Origin of the sequence: Amycolatopsis sp. NPDC051071, assembly GCF_040682875.1 — a bacterium.
Classification (GTDB): Bacteria; Actinomycetota; Actinomycetes; order Mycobacteriales; family Pseudonocardiaceae; genus Amycolatopsis.
Genome location: NZ_JBFBBY010000060.1, coordinates 14,381 through 29,708 on the forward strand (window position 1 = coordinate 14,381; position 15,328 = coordinate 29,708).

Consider the following 15,328-nt stretch of genomic DNA (forward strand, 5'->3'; position numbering starts at 1 on the left):
TCCACAGACAAGGGGGAGCAGCATGCTGCTCTGGAAACGCGTCGCGGCCATCGGTACCGCGATGAGCCTGCTCGCGGCGGGAACCGCGACGGCAGCGCAACCGCCGGATGGAGTATCCCGGGCGGGAGCCACCATCCGCTACACCGAGTACGGCATCCCGCATATCGTCGCGAACGACTACGTGGACCTGGGCTTCGGCCAGGGGTACGCGGCGGCCAAGGACAACCTCTGTGCCATCGCCGACGTCGCGATGACCACCCGAGCAGAGCGTTCCCGCTGGCTCGGCCCGGACGCGCCGCCGACGAGCGGGGTGAGCCAGGCGAGTACGAACCTGGCCAGTGACCTCTACTTCCAAGGTCTCAACGAAAGCGGCGCCGTCGAACGGATGCTGGCCGAGCCCGCGCCGCGTGGGCCGTATCGCGAGGTCAGGGAACTGATCCGCGGCTACGTCGAGGGGGTCGACAAGTACCTGCGCTCCGGCGAGACCACCGACCCGGCCTGCCGCGGCGCCGGCTGGCTGAAACCGATCACCGAACTCGACGTCTACCGGCACACTCACGCCGTCGGAATGGTCTTCGGGCAGGGCGGGCTCGTGGACTCGATCACCGCCTCGCTGCCGGGAGCCCAGCCGGCGGGCAGCGGCCGGGAGCAGCTGCTCGGGGAGACAGGGATCGGCAGCAACGCCATCGCGATCGGCTCGGCGGCCTCGGCGAACGGCCGCGGTGTCTCGCTGGCCAACCCGCACCTGCCGTGGCTCTCGGGTGGCACGAGGCTCTGGCAGTCGCAGCTGAGCCTGCCGGGCAAGCTCGACGTCAGTGGCGCCGGTATCCCCGGTATTCCGCTGATGTGGCTGGGGCATAACGGCACCGCCGCCTGGAGCGGTACGGCCACCGACGCGACCCGGACGTACACGCTGTTCGAACTGAAGCTCGTACCCGGCTCGCCGACGACCTATCTCGTCGACGGGAAGCCCGAGCAGATGCGACGCAACGACGTGAGTGTCCTGTCGCGTAAGGCCGACGGCACGCTGGAGCGCGTCGTACGTCCACAGTGGACGACAAGGTACGGTCCGGTGACGACCCGGCTCGGGCAACGGGAACTGCCGTGGACGGCGTCGAGCGCGTTCGCGATCGCGGACGCCAACGCCGGGAACCTCGGGATGACGAACTCCATGTTCGAGATCGCCCGCGGCCGGACGGCGGGGGAGATGATCGACTCGGTCCGCCGGACCCAGGGTCTGCCGTGGATGAACATCCTCGCCACCGACGACCTTGGCCGGACGGCGTACAGTCAGATCCACGGCGTCCCGCACGTCACCGACGAGAAGGCGGCACGCTGCAACACCCCGCTGGGCAAGGAACTGTTCGACGCCAACGGGGTCGCGGTACTCGACGGCTCGAAGACGTCGTGTGCCTGGGGGCGTGACCGTGACGCGCTGCGGCCGGGGGTCTTCGGCCCGTCCAGCCTGCCGAGCCTGAGCCGCGACGACTACCTCGCGAACTCGAACGACAGCTACTGGCTCTTCAATCCGGCCAAGCCGCAGACCGGCTTCCCCCGGATCGTCGGTCCCGTTCGTAAAGAGCAGAACCTGCGGACACGCGGCGGTTTCCTCGAGATCGCGGACCAGCTGGCGAAGGGTGGTTTCACCGGGCAAGCGATGCGGGACCTGATGTTCTCGCACCGCGACCACGCGGCCGAACTCGTCTTGCCCGACGTCGTCGGGATGTGCCGCACCATGCCGGGAATGGACGCCGCGTGCGCCGCGCTGGCGGGCTGGGACGGTCGTTCGGACGCCGAAAGCCGGGGTGCCCTGCTGTTCGACCGTTTCTGGGCCAGAGTGGATCGGAAGGGCTCCGGCGTGTGGAAGGTTCCCTTCGACGTCAACGATCCCGTCCATACGCCGAACACTCTCGACACCGGCAACGCGGCGATCCGGAAGGCGTTCACCGACGCCGTCGCGGAGTTGACGGCGGCGAAGATCCCGTTCGACGCGCCCTTCGGCGACAACCACTACGTCGTGCGCAACGGCAAGAAGATCCTGCTCGGTGGGGGAACCGCCGGTCGCGGTGTCTACGATTCCCTCGGTGGGCCTTGGGATCCGGCGAAGGGCTACACCGAGGTCGTGCACGGCGGGACGTACCTGCACGTCGTGGCGTTCAACGGAACCGGCTGCCCAGACACGACGACGTTGCTGACCTACTCGCAGTCCGGGAACCCGAAGTCCGCACACTACAGTGACCAGACGGAGCTGTACTCGCGCAAGCAATGGGTCACCGAACGGTATTGCGAGAAGGACATCCTCGCGTCGCCGTCGCTCGAAGTGATCCGGGTGAGCAGGCGATGATCGCGGCGCTGCTCGCGGCCGTCGTGGCGGTCTCGTCGCCCGCACCCTCGGCCGCTCCGGCGGGTGACGTGTCGTTCGCCAGTCACGGCGTGACTTTGCACGGGACGGTGGTTGCCCCCGAAGGCGGCGGGCCCGCCCCCGGGATCGTCATGGTGCACGGCTCGGGCGAGCACCCGAGGAGCGACTACCGCGCGGAAGCCGAGGCCTTCGCCAAGGCTGGGATCGCGACACTGATCTACGACAAGCGGACCGAAGGCTATTCGCTGTTCGAGCGGGACTACTCGGTCCTGGCCGACGACGCGGTCGCCGCCGTCCAGGCCCTGCGCGCCCAGCCTGGCGTGGATCCCACCCGAGTCGGGGTGTGGGGGCTGAGCGAAGGGGGCTGGGTGGCGCCGTTGGCGGCGTCGAAGTCGAAGGACGTCGCTTTCGTGGTCACCGTCGGTGCCAACGGGGTCTCACCCGATCGTCAGCAGGCATGGGCGTTCGAGACCTATCTCAGGCGAGGCGGGGTCACCGGCTCGATGGTGGACATGGTCGCGTCGACGAACATGCGGACCCTCGCCGGTGCCGGCGCGTTCCCCGAGGCCGGGTACGACCCGGTGCCGGTGCTGGAGAAGGTGCGGCAACCGGTGCTCGGGTTGTGGGGTGAACTGGACCGGCTCACCCCACCCGGCGAGGCCGTCCGGATCTTCCGGGAAACGCTGGAGCGAACGGGAAACCGGCAGTACACGCTCAAAGTGTTCCCGCAGGCCCAGCACGGGCTCCGGAAGACGACGGACGGCTTCGACAAACTCGACGGTTTCGCGCCCGGCTATCTCGATCTGGTCGGGACCTGGGTCACCGGTCTGAAGGACGGGCAGGTACAGGCGTCCGCCGATCCGCCACCGCGGCAGGCGAGTGCGAGCGTCGCGTTGGCGCCATTGGCTTGGTATGAGGCACCTTGGCTGCAGATCGGTGGGTGGGCGCTGGCGTTGCTGGCTTTCGCGGCCTATCCGGTGACGGCGTTGTTCCGCCGTGGGAAGCCGACGGTGGTGCCACTCGCCCGGCCCGCGCGCTGGCTGGCGTCGACCGGTCTGCTCGCCACCGTGGGCTTCCTCGCCTACTACGTCGCCTTGACGGCGGGGGCGGCGCAGGCGCCGGGTCCAGTCCTTCTCGGACGGACGTTGCCGTGGCTGGCGTTGCAGATCATCGCGGCCGGCGTCGTCGTGGCCGGTGTGCTCACCGCGGTTTCGTGGTGGCGGCGGCGGAACGAGACGAGTGGGGGAGTACGCGTCGGGCTGATGCTCGCCGGAGTGGCCCTGTTCGTCCCGTGGGCCGTCCACTGGGGACTGCTGGTTCCGTGAAATGAGCCTGGGTGCCGGGCGGCCACCCGGCACCCAGGCGAACGGAAGCCGCGTCACCACGCCCGAGGGCGTGTCTTCACGAACGGACCTCCGGCACTGAAGATACTCAGGACTTCGGAGTGACGGCGAACCGGCGCAGTTCCAGCGCCGGGTTCTTGGCGCGGACCTCGGCGATCCGCTCGGCGGAAAGCTCGCCGGTGGCGGTTCCCGTGCGCTCGCCGAGTGAGGCGAGCACGACGCCCATCGGGTCGACGATCATGCTGTGCCCCGAACCCGCCGGCGCCGCCTGTCCCGCGGCGACCAGGTAGATCGTGTTCTCGATCGCCCGCGCCCGGACCAGGGTCGTCCAGTGGTCTTCCTTGAGCGGACCGGGCATCCATTCGGCGGGCAGCAGCACCGCGTCCGCGCCCGCGTCGACCAGGCGGCGGGTGACCTCCGGGAACCTGAGGTCGTAACAGGTCTGCAGGCCGAAGACGATCCCGTCGGCCTCGAACGTCTCCGGTGCCTCGATGTCGCCGGGGCGGACCAGCTCCGATTCACGGAAACCGAAGGCGTCGTAGAGGTGCAGCTTGCGGTACAACGCGGCGATCGCGCCGTCGGGACCGGCCGCGACGAGCGTGTTCGAGATCCGTTCGCCACCGGGGAGTGCTTCGTTGATGCCGGCGACGACGGTGATCTGACGGTCCTTCGCGAGCCCGCGTAGTTCGGTGACGAACGGGCCGTCGAGTTCTTCCGCCGTGGTCACGAATTCCCGGCTCATCGTCGGTACGGTGAACAGCGAGTATTCGGGCAGTACGACCACCCGCGCACCGCGGTCGGCCGCTTCACCGACGAGGGAGGCGACGCGTGCGAGGTTGGCCTGTTTGTCGTTGCCTGGCGCGAACTGCGCCACCGCGACGTGCACCATGGGACCCCTTCCGATACGTGGAGCTCTTGTATACATGATGGATACTTGAATGGTCCAGGTGTAGGCTCGATCGCGGAAAGTAACGGCATAGAGGGGGATCGGGATGAGTGTGACCGCCGAAGGGGGCGGCCCGGCGCGCGAGCGGGTCTACACGTGGCTGCGCGACGGAATCATCTCAGGTGAGCTGGAGGGCGGCCGTTTCCTCGACGAGATGTGGGTTTCCGGCGTCGTCGGCGTGTCACGGACACCGGTGCGCGAGGCCTTCCACCGCCTGGCGGCCGAGCGGTTCATCAGCCTGCTGCCGCGCAAGGGTGCCCAGGTGCGCACCGTCACCGCCAGGGAACTGGAAGAGGTCTACCAGAGCAGGCGGCTGATCGAAGGGCACGCCATCGCGATGCTCTGCGCGAACCACGCGGGCGCCCCCACTGAACTGCCGGAACTGATTGACGGAATGGTGCGTGCCGGTGCCGAACGTGACTGGTTCGGTGTCTCGGGCTTCGACCGCCGCTTCCACCGCGCCATCGTGAACGCCGCGGGCAACTCCGTCCTGACCGAGTTGTACGACACGCTGCGCTCACGCCAGCAGCGCGTCACCGTACGTGCGCTGGAGGCGCGGCCGGAGCGGCTGACGGTGATCAACGACGAACACCGGGAGCTGGTCGCCGCTCTGGACAAGCACGACGCGAAAGAGGCGTCGCGGTTGCTGGAGCAGCATTTGCGCCCGGTGTCCGAGGTGATGTCGGCGCTGCCTCAGGAAGGCTGACCCGGCTGGTCGTGCGTCAACGATCACGCCGCGACGTACACCCAAGAGGCCGCGGCGACGGCGGACGGTCCGCGAGCGGAGGACCGTGGCCGAGGTCGCCGACGTGATCCGGCGCGTCGATTCCAAGGCCGACGCCGCCGCCGAACGGCTCACCAGCCTCGTCGAAGGACTCAGTGAGCGGTGGCTTTCTGGTTCGATGGGCCTGGACAGGGCGCGAGACCTCCTGCGTGGCGCGATCGCCCTGGAACTGGACGGCTAGGGGGACTGGGAATGGGACTCGAGAAGGTCGCCGGCACGATGCGCGACAACCTGACCGTGCGGCGCGTCTACGGCGAACCGGTCGAACGGGACGGCGTCGTGGTGATCCCCGCCGCGAGCGTCATCGGCGGCGGAGGCGGCGGACACGGCACCGAGCAGGGCAAGGAGGGTGAGGGCGGCGGCTTCATGCTGGCCGCGCGGCCTGTCGGCGCGTACGTCCTCAAGGGCGGCGACGTGCGCTGGGTGCCCGCGGTGGACGTGACCGTCCTGGGTGCGGTCTTCGCCATCATGGTCGCGGCGATCCACAAGGCCAGGCGCCGGAAGAACTGATCGCCCCGGCGCGCGCGGACGGCTTTCGGGCTATTTTCGCTGCATGGCGAAAAGCTCGGCGGTGGAGATCGAGGTAGGGGACCGGACGGTCCGCGTCTCGAACCCGGATCGCGTCTATTTCCCGGCACGGGGCGAGACCAAACTCGATCTGGTGGAGTACTACCTGGCGGTCGGCGACGGGATCGTGCGCGCGCTGCGGGAACGGCCGTGCATGCTGCACCGGTTCCCGTCCGGCGTCGCGGGGGAGAAGGTCCACCAGAAGCGTGTCCCGAACGGTGCCCCGGACTGGCTGCAGACGGTCCGCGTCGACTTCCCCTCGGGCAGGCACGCCTACGAAGTGTGCGTCACGCATCCCGCCGACGTGATCTGGGCGGTGCAGATGTCGACGGTCGAGTTCCACCCGTGGAACTCCCGCCGCGCCGACACCGAACGGCCCGACGAATGGCGGATCGACCTCGACCCGATGCCCGACTGTCCCTTTTCGACCGTGCGCGAGGTCGCGCACACCGTCCACGAGATCCTCGGCGAACTCGGCATCACCGGATGGCCGAAGACGTCCGGCGGCCATGGGCTGCACGTGTACGTCCGGATCGAGCCCCGCTGGGGTTTCCAGGAGGTACGCCGGGCGGCGCTCGCCTTCGCACACGAGGTCGAACGGCGGATGCCGGACCAGGTCACCACCACCTGGTGGCGCAAGGACCGCGATCCTTCGAAGCTGTTCGTCGACTACAACCAGAACTCCCGCGACCACACCATCGCCAGCGCCTACTCGGTCCGCGGCGTACCCGAAGCCGTCGTCTCGACCCCGATCACCTGGGCCGAGATCGACGACGTCGAACCACGCGAGTTCACCATCGCCACCGTGCCCGCGCGCTTCGCCGACCTCGGCGACCTGCACGCGGGCATCGACGACACGGCCTACTCGCTGGACACCCTCCTGGAATGGGCCGACCGGGACGGCCTCGAAACCGAGGGCTAAACCCGCAACTAGAGGACTACTTGCGGAGACACAGGCCTGGGGACCGCAACTAGAGGACTACTTGCGGAGACGCGGCCTGGGGACCGCAACTAGAGGACTACTTGCCGATGTAGGCCTTCAGGTGCTCGCCGGTGAGCGTCGAAGCGGTCGCGACGAGGTCGGACGGCGTGCCCTCGAAGACGATCTTGCCGCCGTCGTGGCCGGCGCCGGGGCCGAGGTCGATGATCCAGTCGGCGTGCGCCATGACCGCCTGGTGGTGCTCGATCACGATGACGGACTTGCCGGCGTCGACGAGCCGGTCCAGCAGGCCCAGCAGGTTCTCGACGTCGGCGAGGTGCAGGCCGGTGGTGGGTTCGTCGAGGACGTAGACGCCGCCGTTGTCGCCCATATGGGTGGCGAGCTTCAGCCGCTGCCGCTCGCCACCCGAAAGCGTGGTGAGCGGCTGGCCGAGGCTGAGGTAGCCGAGCCCGACGTCCTTGAGCCTGCTGAGGATGGCGTGCGCGGCCGGGATGCGGCCTTCGCCCTCGGCGAAGAACTCTTCGGCTTCGGACACCGGCATTGCCAGCACTTCGCTGATGTTCTTGCCGCCGAAGGTGTACTCCAGCACCGACGCCTGGAACCGCTTGCCTTCGCACTCCTCGCACGTGGTGGCGGTACCGGCCATGATGCCGAGGTCGGTGTAAAGGACACCGGCGCCGTTGCAGTTCGGGCAGGCGCCTTCGGAGTTGGCGCTGAACAGGGCCGGTTTCACGCCGTTGGCCTTGGCGAAGGCCTTGCGGATCGGTTCGAGCATGCTGGTGTAGGTGGCCGGGTTGCTGCGCCGGGAGCCGCGGATCGGCGTCTGGTCGACCGACACCACGCCCTCGTCGGCGGGGATGGACCCGTGGATCAGCGAGCTCTTGCCGGAGCCCGCGACGCCGGTGACGACGCAGAGCACGCCGAGCGGGACGTCGACGTTGACCTTCCGGAGGTTGTGGCGGTCCGCGCCGCGGATCTCCAGTTTGCCGGTCGGTTTACGGACGCTGTCCTTGAGTGACGCCCGGTCGTCGAGGTGACGGCCGGTGCTGGTGTCGCTTTCGCGCAGGCCCTCGACGGTGCCCTCGAAGCAGATGGTGCCGCCTTCGGTCCCGGCGCCGGGACCGAGGTCGACGACGTGGTCTGCGATGGCGATGGTCTCCGGTTTGTGCTCCACGACCAGCACCGTGTTGCCCTTGTCGCGCAACTGCAGGAGCAGGTTGTTCATCCGCTGGATGTCGTGCGGGTGCAGGCCGATGGTGGGCTCGTCGAAGACGTAGGTGACGTCGGTGAGGGAAGAGCCGAGGTGCCGGATCATCTTGGTGCGCTGCGCCTCCCCACCCGAAAGCGTGCCGGACGGCCGGTCCAGCGAGAGGTAGCCGAGCCCGATGTCGACGAAGGAGTCGAGGGTGTGCAGCAGCTTCTCCAGCAGCGGCGCCACCGACGGCTCCTTGAGGCCGCGGACCCAGTCGGCGAGGTCGCTGATCTGCATCGAGCACGCGTCGGCGATGTTGACCCGTTTGATCTTCGACGAGCGCGTGAGCTCGCTGAGCCGGGTGCCGTCGCATTCGGGACAGGTGGTGAAGGTGACCGCCCGGTCCACGAACGCGCGGATATGCGGCTGCATCGCCTCCCGGTCCTTGGAGAGGAACGACTTCTGGATCGTGGGCAGCAAACCCGAATAGGTCAGGTTGATACCGTCGATCTTGAGCTTGACCGGCTCCTTGTAGAGCAGGTCGTCCAGCTGCTTCTTGGTGTACTTCTTGATCGGCTTGTCCGGGTCGAAGAACCCGCAGCCGCGGAGGATGCGGCCGAACCAGCCCTCCATGGAGAAACCGGGGACCGAAAGCGCGCCCTCGTTGAGGGATTTCGTGTCGTCGTACAGGGCGGTGAGGTCGATGTCGTTGACCTTGCCCCGGCCTTCGCAGCGTGTGCACATCCCGCCGGTGACGCTGAATTCGCGGCGTTCCTTCGTGGTCCGCCCGCCCTTTTCGACGGTCACGGCACCCGCGCCGCTGATCGAGGCGACGTTGAACGAAAACGCCTGCGGCGAGCCGATATGCGGCTTCCCGATCCGGCTGAACAGGATGCGCAGCATGGCGTGGGCGTCGGTGGCGGTGCCGACCGTGGAACGCGGGTCGGCGCCCATCCGCTGCTGGTCGACGATGATCGCGGTGGTCAGGCCGTCGAGGACGTCGACCTCGGGCCGCGCCAGCGTCGGCATGAAGCCCTGCACGAAGGTGCTGTAGGTCTCGTTGATCAGCCGCTGCGACTCGGCCGCGATCGTGTCGAAGACCAGGGAGCTCTTACCCGATCCGGAGACGCCGGTGAACACCGTCAAACGTCGCTTCGGCAGCTCGACGGCGACGTTCTTGAGGTTGTTCTCGTTCGCGCCCAGTACCCGGATCAGGTCGTGGCTGTCGGCGGGGTGCTCCTCGGGCGGCTGCGGCCTCGTGGTCTTGCGCATCATGTCTCCATCCCTGATAAGGGCCGCGTGTACGGTCCGTCAGCCACTCCGGGCTCGATCTAACCAGTTTCGAGCCGCTCGTCCCCTTCGAACGTGCGATGCCCTCGCGACGATGAGCACGCTAGGTGCATCCCGGCCGTCCGCGCTTCTCGATTCCTGATCCTTCTCAAAGCAGCGGCGCGAGGAGTTGGTGAACCGGAGGCGGGGAGAGCACTGTCCACAATGGTCTCGACAGGTACCGTCACCGCGGGTGCGCGGGCGCCGGTGAAAAAGTCGGCCTCCGCAGATCTGCGGAACGCCGCTCTTGCCGTCATACTGCTTCACTTCGCCACGAACGCAGACCACGGACGAGTGCGTGATGACGCAGATCACGTGGGTGACGAATTCGGAGGGTCCTAGGGTGAAGGCAGACAAGGTGCGGGAGATCGGGGGTGCACGATGAGCGAGTTCGCGGTGAATCTGCGGGACCGGGTACGGCAGGCGAGGGAAGACGTCCGGAACGCCAGGCAGGAGTCGGACGAGGATCGGGCCCATGCCGTCGGCGCCGATCTGGCCAACCTGGAGCGGCTGGCCGCCGAACACGGCGTGGAGCTGCCTGAGCAGGCCTCGGACGACGCCAGGGCGTGACCCGGGTGCCGCCCCGGTGATCGCCCTTTGACACCCTGGGGCACGTGACCGAAAGCCTGAACCGGATCCGCGCCTTCCTGGACGGCCGCGAGCCGCCGACGCCGTGCCTGGTCGTGGACACCGACCTGGTCGCGGAGCGGGCGGCCGCGGTTTCGGCGGCGTTCCCCGGTGCGGTGATCCGGTACGCGGTCAAGGCGAATCCCGTCCCCGAGGTGCTCGACGCGGTCCTGTCGACGGGTGCGGGGTTCGACGTCGCGGGTACCGGCGAGATCGAGCTGTGCCTGTCCCGGGGTGTGGAAGCCGCGGAACTGGCCTACGGCAACACGATCAAGAAACCGGCGGACATCGCTTTCGCGTACACGCGCGGAGTCCGTGAATTCAGCACGGACTCCGCCGATGACTTGGCGAATATCGCCGAACACGCGCCCGGTTCGCTGGTTTCGGTCCGGTTGCTGCCCGGCGGCCCGGATTCGGTCACGCCGTTCGGCCACAAGTTCGGCTGTGAGCCGTCGGTGGCGGCCGCCCTGCTCCGCCAGGCCGTGGAAGCCGGGTTGCGGCCGGGGATCGCCTTCCACGTCGGTTCGCAGCAACCGGATCCGGCCGCCTGGGAGATCGGGATCGCGACCGCCGCCAAGGTGGCCGCCGACGCCGGGGTCGCCTTGGCGCGGCTCAACATCGGCGGTGGGTTCGCCACCACGCATCGGGAGCCGGTGCCGCCCTTGACGGGCTACGCGGCGGTGATCCACGCCGCGCTCGAAGAACACCTGCCGGCGCCGCGCCCGGAACTGCTCCTCGAACCGGGACGCGTGATCGTCGCCGACGCCGGTCTGATCAGGACGGAGGTCGTCCTGGTGACCACGCGTGCCGCCGCCGACGAACGCCGCTGGGTCTACCTCGACGTCGGCAGGTACAACGGAATGGCGGAGTGCGAGAACGAAGCTGTCGCATATCGGCTCGAACCCGTCGGCGTTAAAGGTCCGCAAGGACCGGTGGTCCTCGCGGGGCCGACCTGCGATGGTGACGACGTGCTGTACCAGCGGACGCCGTATGCGCTGCCGATGTCGCTGAAGGCGGGCGATCGGCTGGACATCCCGGGCACCGGTGCCTACACCGCCAGCTATTCGTCCGTCGCCTTCAACGGGATCGAGCCGTTGCGCACCTATTGTGTGGGGAGGTTCGCCGATGCAGGGTGAAGTACCGCTCGTCGGCCGGTTCGCCGGCCGCCACGTGCTCGCGGAGTTCGAGGGAATCGAGCCGTCACTGCTCGACGATCCCGTGTTCCTGAAGAAGACCCTCGCGAACGCCGTCACCGAGGCGGGGGCGACGGTCTGCGAGGTCGTTTCGCATGCCTTCGCGCCGCAAGGGGTCACGGTGCTCGCGTTGCTGGCCGAGTCGCACGCGTCCGTGCACACCTATCCGGAGATCGGCTCGGTGTTCGTGGACGTGTTCACCTGCGGTGACCGGGCCGATCCGGAACGCGCGGTCACGCTGCTGGCGAAGCTGCTGGGCGCCGTCACCGTCCGGATGTCCACTGTGGAACGAGGGGAAGGCTGAAATGGCGCAGCGGCGGATCGTCGAGCCGATGGGACCCGGGCTCACCAGGGTCTGGGACGTCGAGGAGGTGCTGTTCGAAGGCCGCACCGCCTTCCAGAACGTCCTCATCGGACGGACCGAACAGGGGATCTCCCTGTTCTGTGACGACGAACGGCAGAGCACCGAGCTGAGCCAGCTCGTCTACCACGAGGCGCTGATGATTCCCTCGCTGCTGCTCGCCGAACGTGTCGAGCGGGTGCTGATCATCGGGTCAAGTGAAGGCGTCGCGTCCGAGCTCGCGGTGGCGGCGGGGGCAGAGGTGGTCGACCACGTCGACATCGACGCCGAGGCGGTCCGGGTCTGCGCCGAGCACCTTCCCTACGGCTACACACTCGACGAACTGGCCCGCGCCGAGCGCCGGGACGGGAAGATCCGCGTCCACTACCGCGACGGCTGGGAGTTCCTCGCCGAAGCGCGGGAGCGCGGCGATCGGTACGACGTCGTCGTCATCGACCTGCCGGACGAGAACGAGGATCCCCAGGCGCAGCACAATCGGCTTTACGGCCCTGATTTCCTGGCCCGGTGCGCGGCGCTGCTCACCGACGGGGGAGTGGTCGGTTGTCAGGCAGGCTGCCCGACGCTGTGGCGCAACCAGACGTTGATCTCGTCCTGGCGCCGGTTCACCGAGTCGTTCGGAACCGTTCTCTACTACGGCTCGGACGAGCACGAATGGGCCTTCCTGAGTGGCAGGGCCGAAACTCTCGACGATCCGGGTGCGCTCGTCGCGGAAAGGATCGGCAAGGCGGGCTTCGGCCAGTCCACTATGGACGGTGAGACGCTGAGGGGGAACACGGTGCCCCCGATTTCCTTGCGACGGCACTGACGTCCGACGTTTCGGGATCGTGCCGACATCACCCGGTCGCAGTATTGCGAGGTCACAAGTAGAGGATCCTCCATCTGGTCGTTGCCCCGCTGCCCGCGGGCGGACCAGAATCGCCTTGGTGAACAGCCGGCGCACAGAACGACGCGCAGAACTCCGAGTGGGCCGGGAATCCGCCGTGTACGCGGCGTTCGCGAGCCTGACCGCCAGTATCACCGAGGATCTCGGGCCGGACCGGGTCGTGGACACGCTGTCCAGCGAATGTGTGCGCCTGCTGCCGATCGATTCGATGGAGGTCTTCCTTCCCGGCTTGAAGCTGGAGCGGTATCCGGCCGTGACGGAGGAAGGCCCCGCGCTGGAGTCGTTCGAAACCGGGCGGGACATCGCCGTCGGCGATCTGTCGTCCGCCGTCTCCCGCTGGCCCGGCTATGTCGACCGGATGGCGGGATTGGGCTATGCCGCGGTTTCGGCGCTCCCGATGCGTGCTGAAGACGAAATCGTCGGTGCCATCACCTTTCTGAGCACTCGATCCGCGGTCTTGAGCACTGAAGACCGGCGGCTGGGTCAGGCCTTGGCCGACGTCGCGTCCCTGTGCCTTGTCCAGCAACGGGAACTGCGGCACTACCGGACGCTTTCGGAGCAGTTGCAGACCGCGCTCGACAGCCGGATCATCATCGAACAGGCGAAAGGCGTCCTCGCCGAACGCTCCGGTGTCAGCGTGAGCGCGGCCTTCCAGCGCATGCGGGCCTTCGCCCGCAGTACCAACCGAAAGCTCGCCGATGTGGCACACGGGGTCGTCGACGGGGCGCTGGACACCGAGGAATTCCTTCGCCGCCGGGTGCGGTGACAACTGCCGATCCTCAGGCGGCAGTTGCCGGTAGGGTCCTTGGTCACCGGAACCCGGGACTTGTCCCGGTGAACGCGTGACCGTGCGGCCCTACGACGGGTCTCCGATTTCGGAAAGGCTTCACGCAGAGAGGATGCGTGAAATCATGGCGTTGCTGGGAAGTCTGCGGGGGAGGAACCGTTCGGTACGGCCGAGTCTGCTTCCGCTGCTGGAGTTGAGGTCGGCGGCCTTGACACTGCGGTCGGGGTACGGGCTCGCACCGACCGGGGTGGGGACAGTGTGCTTCGTCGCCGAGGGCCGTCCAGGTGAGGGCACGGACGCGGAGATCATCGCGGGACTCGCCGGGGATTCCGTCCGCCGCAACGTGGTCATCCACGACGCGCTCGGGCGGACGATCGTGCGCTGCTGGCGGGAGAACGGTGACCTCGGCTGGCTGCTCGAGGACCTCGTCGACGTCAACGACCGGCTGGCGCAGGCCGGGTTCGTGTCCTGGCTGATGCATACGACGATCAGCTTCGCCGAAGTGCGGGACATGCGTCATCCGACGCTGATGATGGTCTTCCGCCGGGAGCGCGGCACCTTCTACCCGTACGCGCCACGCGGGACCCGCGGCCGTGACCGGGCGACGGAACTGAAGATCCGCTCGTCGCTGACCCGGATCGTGCCGATGGAGGCCGACATCGGGCGGTGGCGGCCGGTCTGACCGGCGTCCGACCCCGCTTAACCGGGCGCGCCGCCGAGCCAGCCACGCAGCCGCTGGATCCGCCTGTCCCGCACGGTCCACCGCGGGAAGCGGTACCGGCGGCTCGCTCGCGCGCCGTCGTCCGCCGGAGTGGCGGCATCGTCGCGGTGGCGGAGGACGGACAGCACGTCGTCGAGCAGGGAACCACGGGAAGCAGACGCCTCGGGTTTCACCGCGACTCGTGGCAGCGTTTCGAGTTCGACGGCGAGCAGTGTCCGGAGAGCGGCGCCGTGACGGCGGATGGTCCTACCGGAACGGCGGTCGATCTCGCAGATCCTCGTGGTCACGTCCCGGTCACCCTTCCCGTGCGACGGTCCGGAGCTTGCCTTCTTCGACGATGCGGTATCGCGGGGTGGCCCGGTCACCGCCGAAGGTAGTGGCATCGAGGGCACAAAGACCCCACTCGGTACCCGGATGTGTACGGCGTGTCACGGGTTGGCGTCGAAACGGTGGGCCGTCGGCAAGCGGTGGGATAATGGCCGTCTCTCCTTCTGGGAAAAGGACTTCATGCCCTGTGCCCGCGTGGCGCCGAGGGCGCAGGCTGTCCGCGGACGGCCGCCGGTTCCGGTGGCGGGACCACGATCGACGGAGAAGGTGCATGCCGAACCCGCAGCCCATGCCCCCGGCCGCGGCCCCGATCAGGGTGCTGCTCGTCGAGGACCACAAGATGGTGGCCGAGGCTCTCGGCGCGGCCTTCGAGGAGTTCCCCGAAATCGACCTGGTGGCTTCGGTGGAGTCCCTCACGGACGGGTTGATCGCGGCCGCCGCGCACCGGCCCGACATCGTCCTGCTCGACCGGCGGCTGCCTGACGGGGACGGGATCGAGGCGATCGCCAGGCTGCGTGGTGTTTCGCCGTCGAGCCGGGTGCTCGTGCTGACCGGTGACGCGAACAGCGCCATCGTCGCCAGGATCCTGGAGGTCGGTGGAGCCGGGCTGCTGCTGAAATCGGGTCTCCTCGACGAGCTGATCACCGCGATCCGCACCGTCGCCGCCGGTGACGTCGTCATCGACCCGGAGTTGCTCAGCGGCGCGCTGGCCATGCTGGCCGGGAGTTCCGGTGCGCTCGGACCGGTGCTGACGCTGCGGGAACGGCAGGTCCTCGACCTGGTCGCCGACGGCGCGGGAACCGACCGGATCGCCGAGGAGTTACGGCTCTCGCGCAATACCGTGCGGAATCACGTGCAGCGGATACTGGTGAAGACCGGCACCCATTCGAAACTCGAAGCGGTGGCGCACGCCCGCCGGAATGGCCTCCTCGAACGGCCGTAGCGCCGAGGCGCCACGGGGTGCCA

General features: G+C 68.2%; 16 protein-coding genes. 13 read left to right on the top strand and 3 right to left on the bottom strand.

Annotated features, from left to right (window positions below; all coding sequences use genetic code 11):
• Positions 1–22 precede the first annotated feature (22 nt).
• Entirely contained in the window at positions 23–2,344 is a 2,322-nt protein-coding gene (locus AB0M65_RS20420) for a penicillin acylase family protein (protein WP_364029462.1), read from the top strand.
• A complete protein-coding gene (locus AB0M65_RS20425; RefSeq protein WP_364029464.1) occupies positions 2,341–3,687 on the top strand; it encodes a prolyl oligopeptidase family serine peptidase in 1,347 nt (448 codons plus the stop codon). Before AB0M65_RS20420 ends, AB0M65_RS20425 begins: the two co-directional genes overlap by 4 nt.
• A gap of 106 nt (positions 3,688–3,793) precedes the next feature.
• On the opposite strand, the gene AB0M65_RS20430 is transcribed toward AB0M65_RS20425, so the two are convergent.
• The gene (locus AB0M65_RS20430; RefSeq protein ID WP_364029466.1) at positions 3,794–4,594 is read right to left on the bottom strand and encodes a carbon-nitrogen hydrolase family protein; all 801 of its coding nucleotides are present in this window, start codon (positions 4,592–4,594) and stop codon (positions 3,794–3,796) included.
• 103 nt (positions 4,595–4,697) lie between these two features.
• On the opposite strand from AB0M65_RS20430, the gene AB0M65_RS20435 reads away from it, so the two are divergent.
• From AB0M65_RS20435 to ligD, 4 genes are all read left to right on the top strand, one after another.
• A complete protein-coding gene (locus AB0M65_RS20435) occupies positions 4,698–5,357 on the top strand; it encodes a GntR family transcriptional regulator (protein WP_364029468.1) in 660 nt (219 codons plus the stop codon).
• A gap of 85 nt (positions 5,358–5,442) precedes the next feature.
• Positions 5,443–5,616 carry a hypothetical protein gene (locus AB0M65_RS20440; protein ID WP_364029470.1) on the top strand — a complete coding sequence of 58 codons (174 nt, stop codon included), beginning with the start codon at positions 5,443–5,445 and terminating at the stop codon, positions 5,614–5,616.
• Positions 5,617–5,627: 11 nt separating this feature from the next.
• Positions 5,628–5,945, top strand: coding sequence for a sporulation protein (locus AB0M65_RS20445; protein ID WP_364029472.1), 318 nt, complete (start codon positions 5,628–5,630; stop codon positions 5,943–5,945).
• A 43-nt stretch (positions 5,946–5,988) separates the two neighbouring features.
• Positions 5,989–6,924: a non-homologous end-joining DNA ligase gene (gene ligD / locus AB0M65_RS20450; protein WP_364029474.1), complete on the top strand. Its 936-nt coding sequence runs from the start codon at positions 5,989–5,991 to the stop codon at positions 6,922–6,924.
• Between the two features lie 97 nt (positions 6,925–7,021).
• Here the strand turns inward: ligD and AB0M65_RS20455 are convergent, their stop codons facing one another.
• A complete protein-coding gene (locus tag AB0M65_RS20455; protein ID WP_364029514.1) occupies positions 7,022–9,406 on the bottom strand; it encodes an excinuclease ABC subunit UvrA in 2,385 nt (794 codons plus the stop codon).
• A gap of 438 nt (positions 9,407–9,844) precedes the next feature.
• Between AB0M65_RS20455 and AB0M65_RS20460 the strand changes: the two genes are divergently transcribed.
• The 6 genes from AB0M65_RS20460 (at position 9,845) to AB0M65_RS20485 (ending at position 13,996) form a co-directional block, all read left to right on the top strand.
• Entirely contained in the window at positions 9,845–10,033 is a 189-nt protein-coding gene (locus AB0M65_RS20460; protein ID WP_364029476.1) for a hypothetical protein, read from the top strand.
• Between the two features lie 44 nt (positions 10,034–10,077).
• Positions 10,078–11,226, top strand: a complete 1,149-nt coding sequence (locus AB0M65_RS20465; RefSeq protein ID WP_364029478.1) for a type III PLP-dependent enzyme — start codon at positions 10,078–10,080, stop codon at positions 11,224–11,226.
• Positions 11,216–11,587 carry an adenosylmethionine decarboxylase gene (gene speD, locus AB0M65_RS20470; protein WP_364029480.1) on the top strand — a complete coding sequence of 124 codons (372 nt, stop codon included), beginning with the start codon at positions 11,216–11,218 and terminating at the stop codon, positions 11,585–11,587. Before AB0M65_RS20465 ends, speD begins: the two co-directional genes overlap by 11 nt.
• A 1-nt stretch (position 11,588) precedes the next feature.
• Positions 11,589–12,449: a spermidine synthase gene (locus AB0M65_RS20475; RefSeq protein WP_364029482.1), complete on the top strand. Its 861-nt coding sequence runs from the start codon at positions 11,589–11,591 to the stop codon at positions 12,447–12,449.
• A 157-nt stretch (positions 12,450–12,606) separates the two neighbouring features.
• Positions 12,607–13,293 (top strand): GAF and ANTAR domain-containing protein, encoded by a 687-nt coding sequence (locus AB0M65_RS20480; protein ID WP_364029484.1) that lies wholly within the window; start codon positions 12,607–12,609, stop codon positions 13,291–13,293.
• A gap of 133 nt (positions 13,294–13,426) precedes the next feature.
• Positions 13,427–13,996, top strand: a complete 570-nt coding sequence (locus AB0M65_RS20485) for a hypothetical protein (protein ID WP_364029486.1) — start codon at positions 13,427–13,429, stop codon at positions 13,994–13,996.
• A 17-nt stretch (positions 13,997–14,013) separates the two neighbouring features.
• Here the strand turns inward: AB0M65_RS20485 and AB0M65_RS20490 are convergent, their stop codons facing one another.
• Complete coding sequence (locus tag AB0M65_RS20490) at positions 14,014–14,322, bottom strand: hypothetical protein (protein ID WP_364029488.1); 309 nt, start codon at positions 14,320–14,322, stop codon at positions 14,014–14,016.
• Positions 14,323–14,633: 311 nt separating this feature from the next.
• On the opposite strand from AB0M65_RS20490, the gene AB0M65_RS20495 reads away from it, so the two are divergent.
• Entirely contained in the window at positions 14,634–15,305 is a 672-nt protein-coding gene (locus AB0M65_RS20495) for a response regulator transcription factor (RefSeq protein ID WP_364029490.1), read from the top strand.
• The last annotated feature ends 23 nt before the right edge of the window (positions 15,306–15,328 follow it).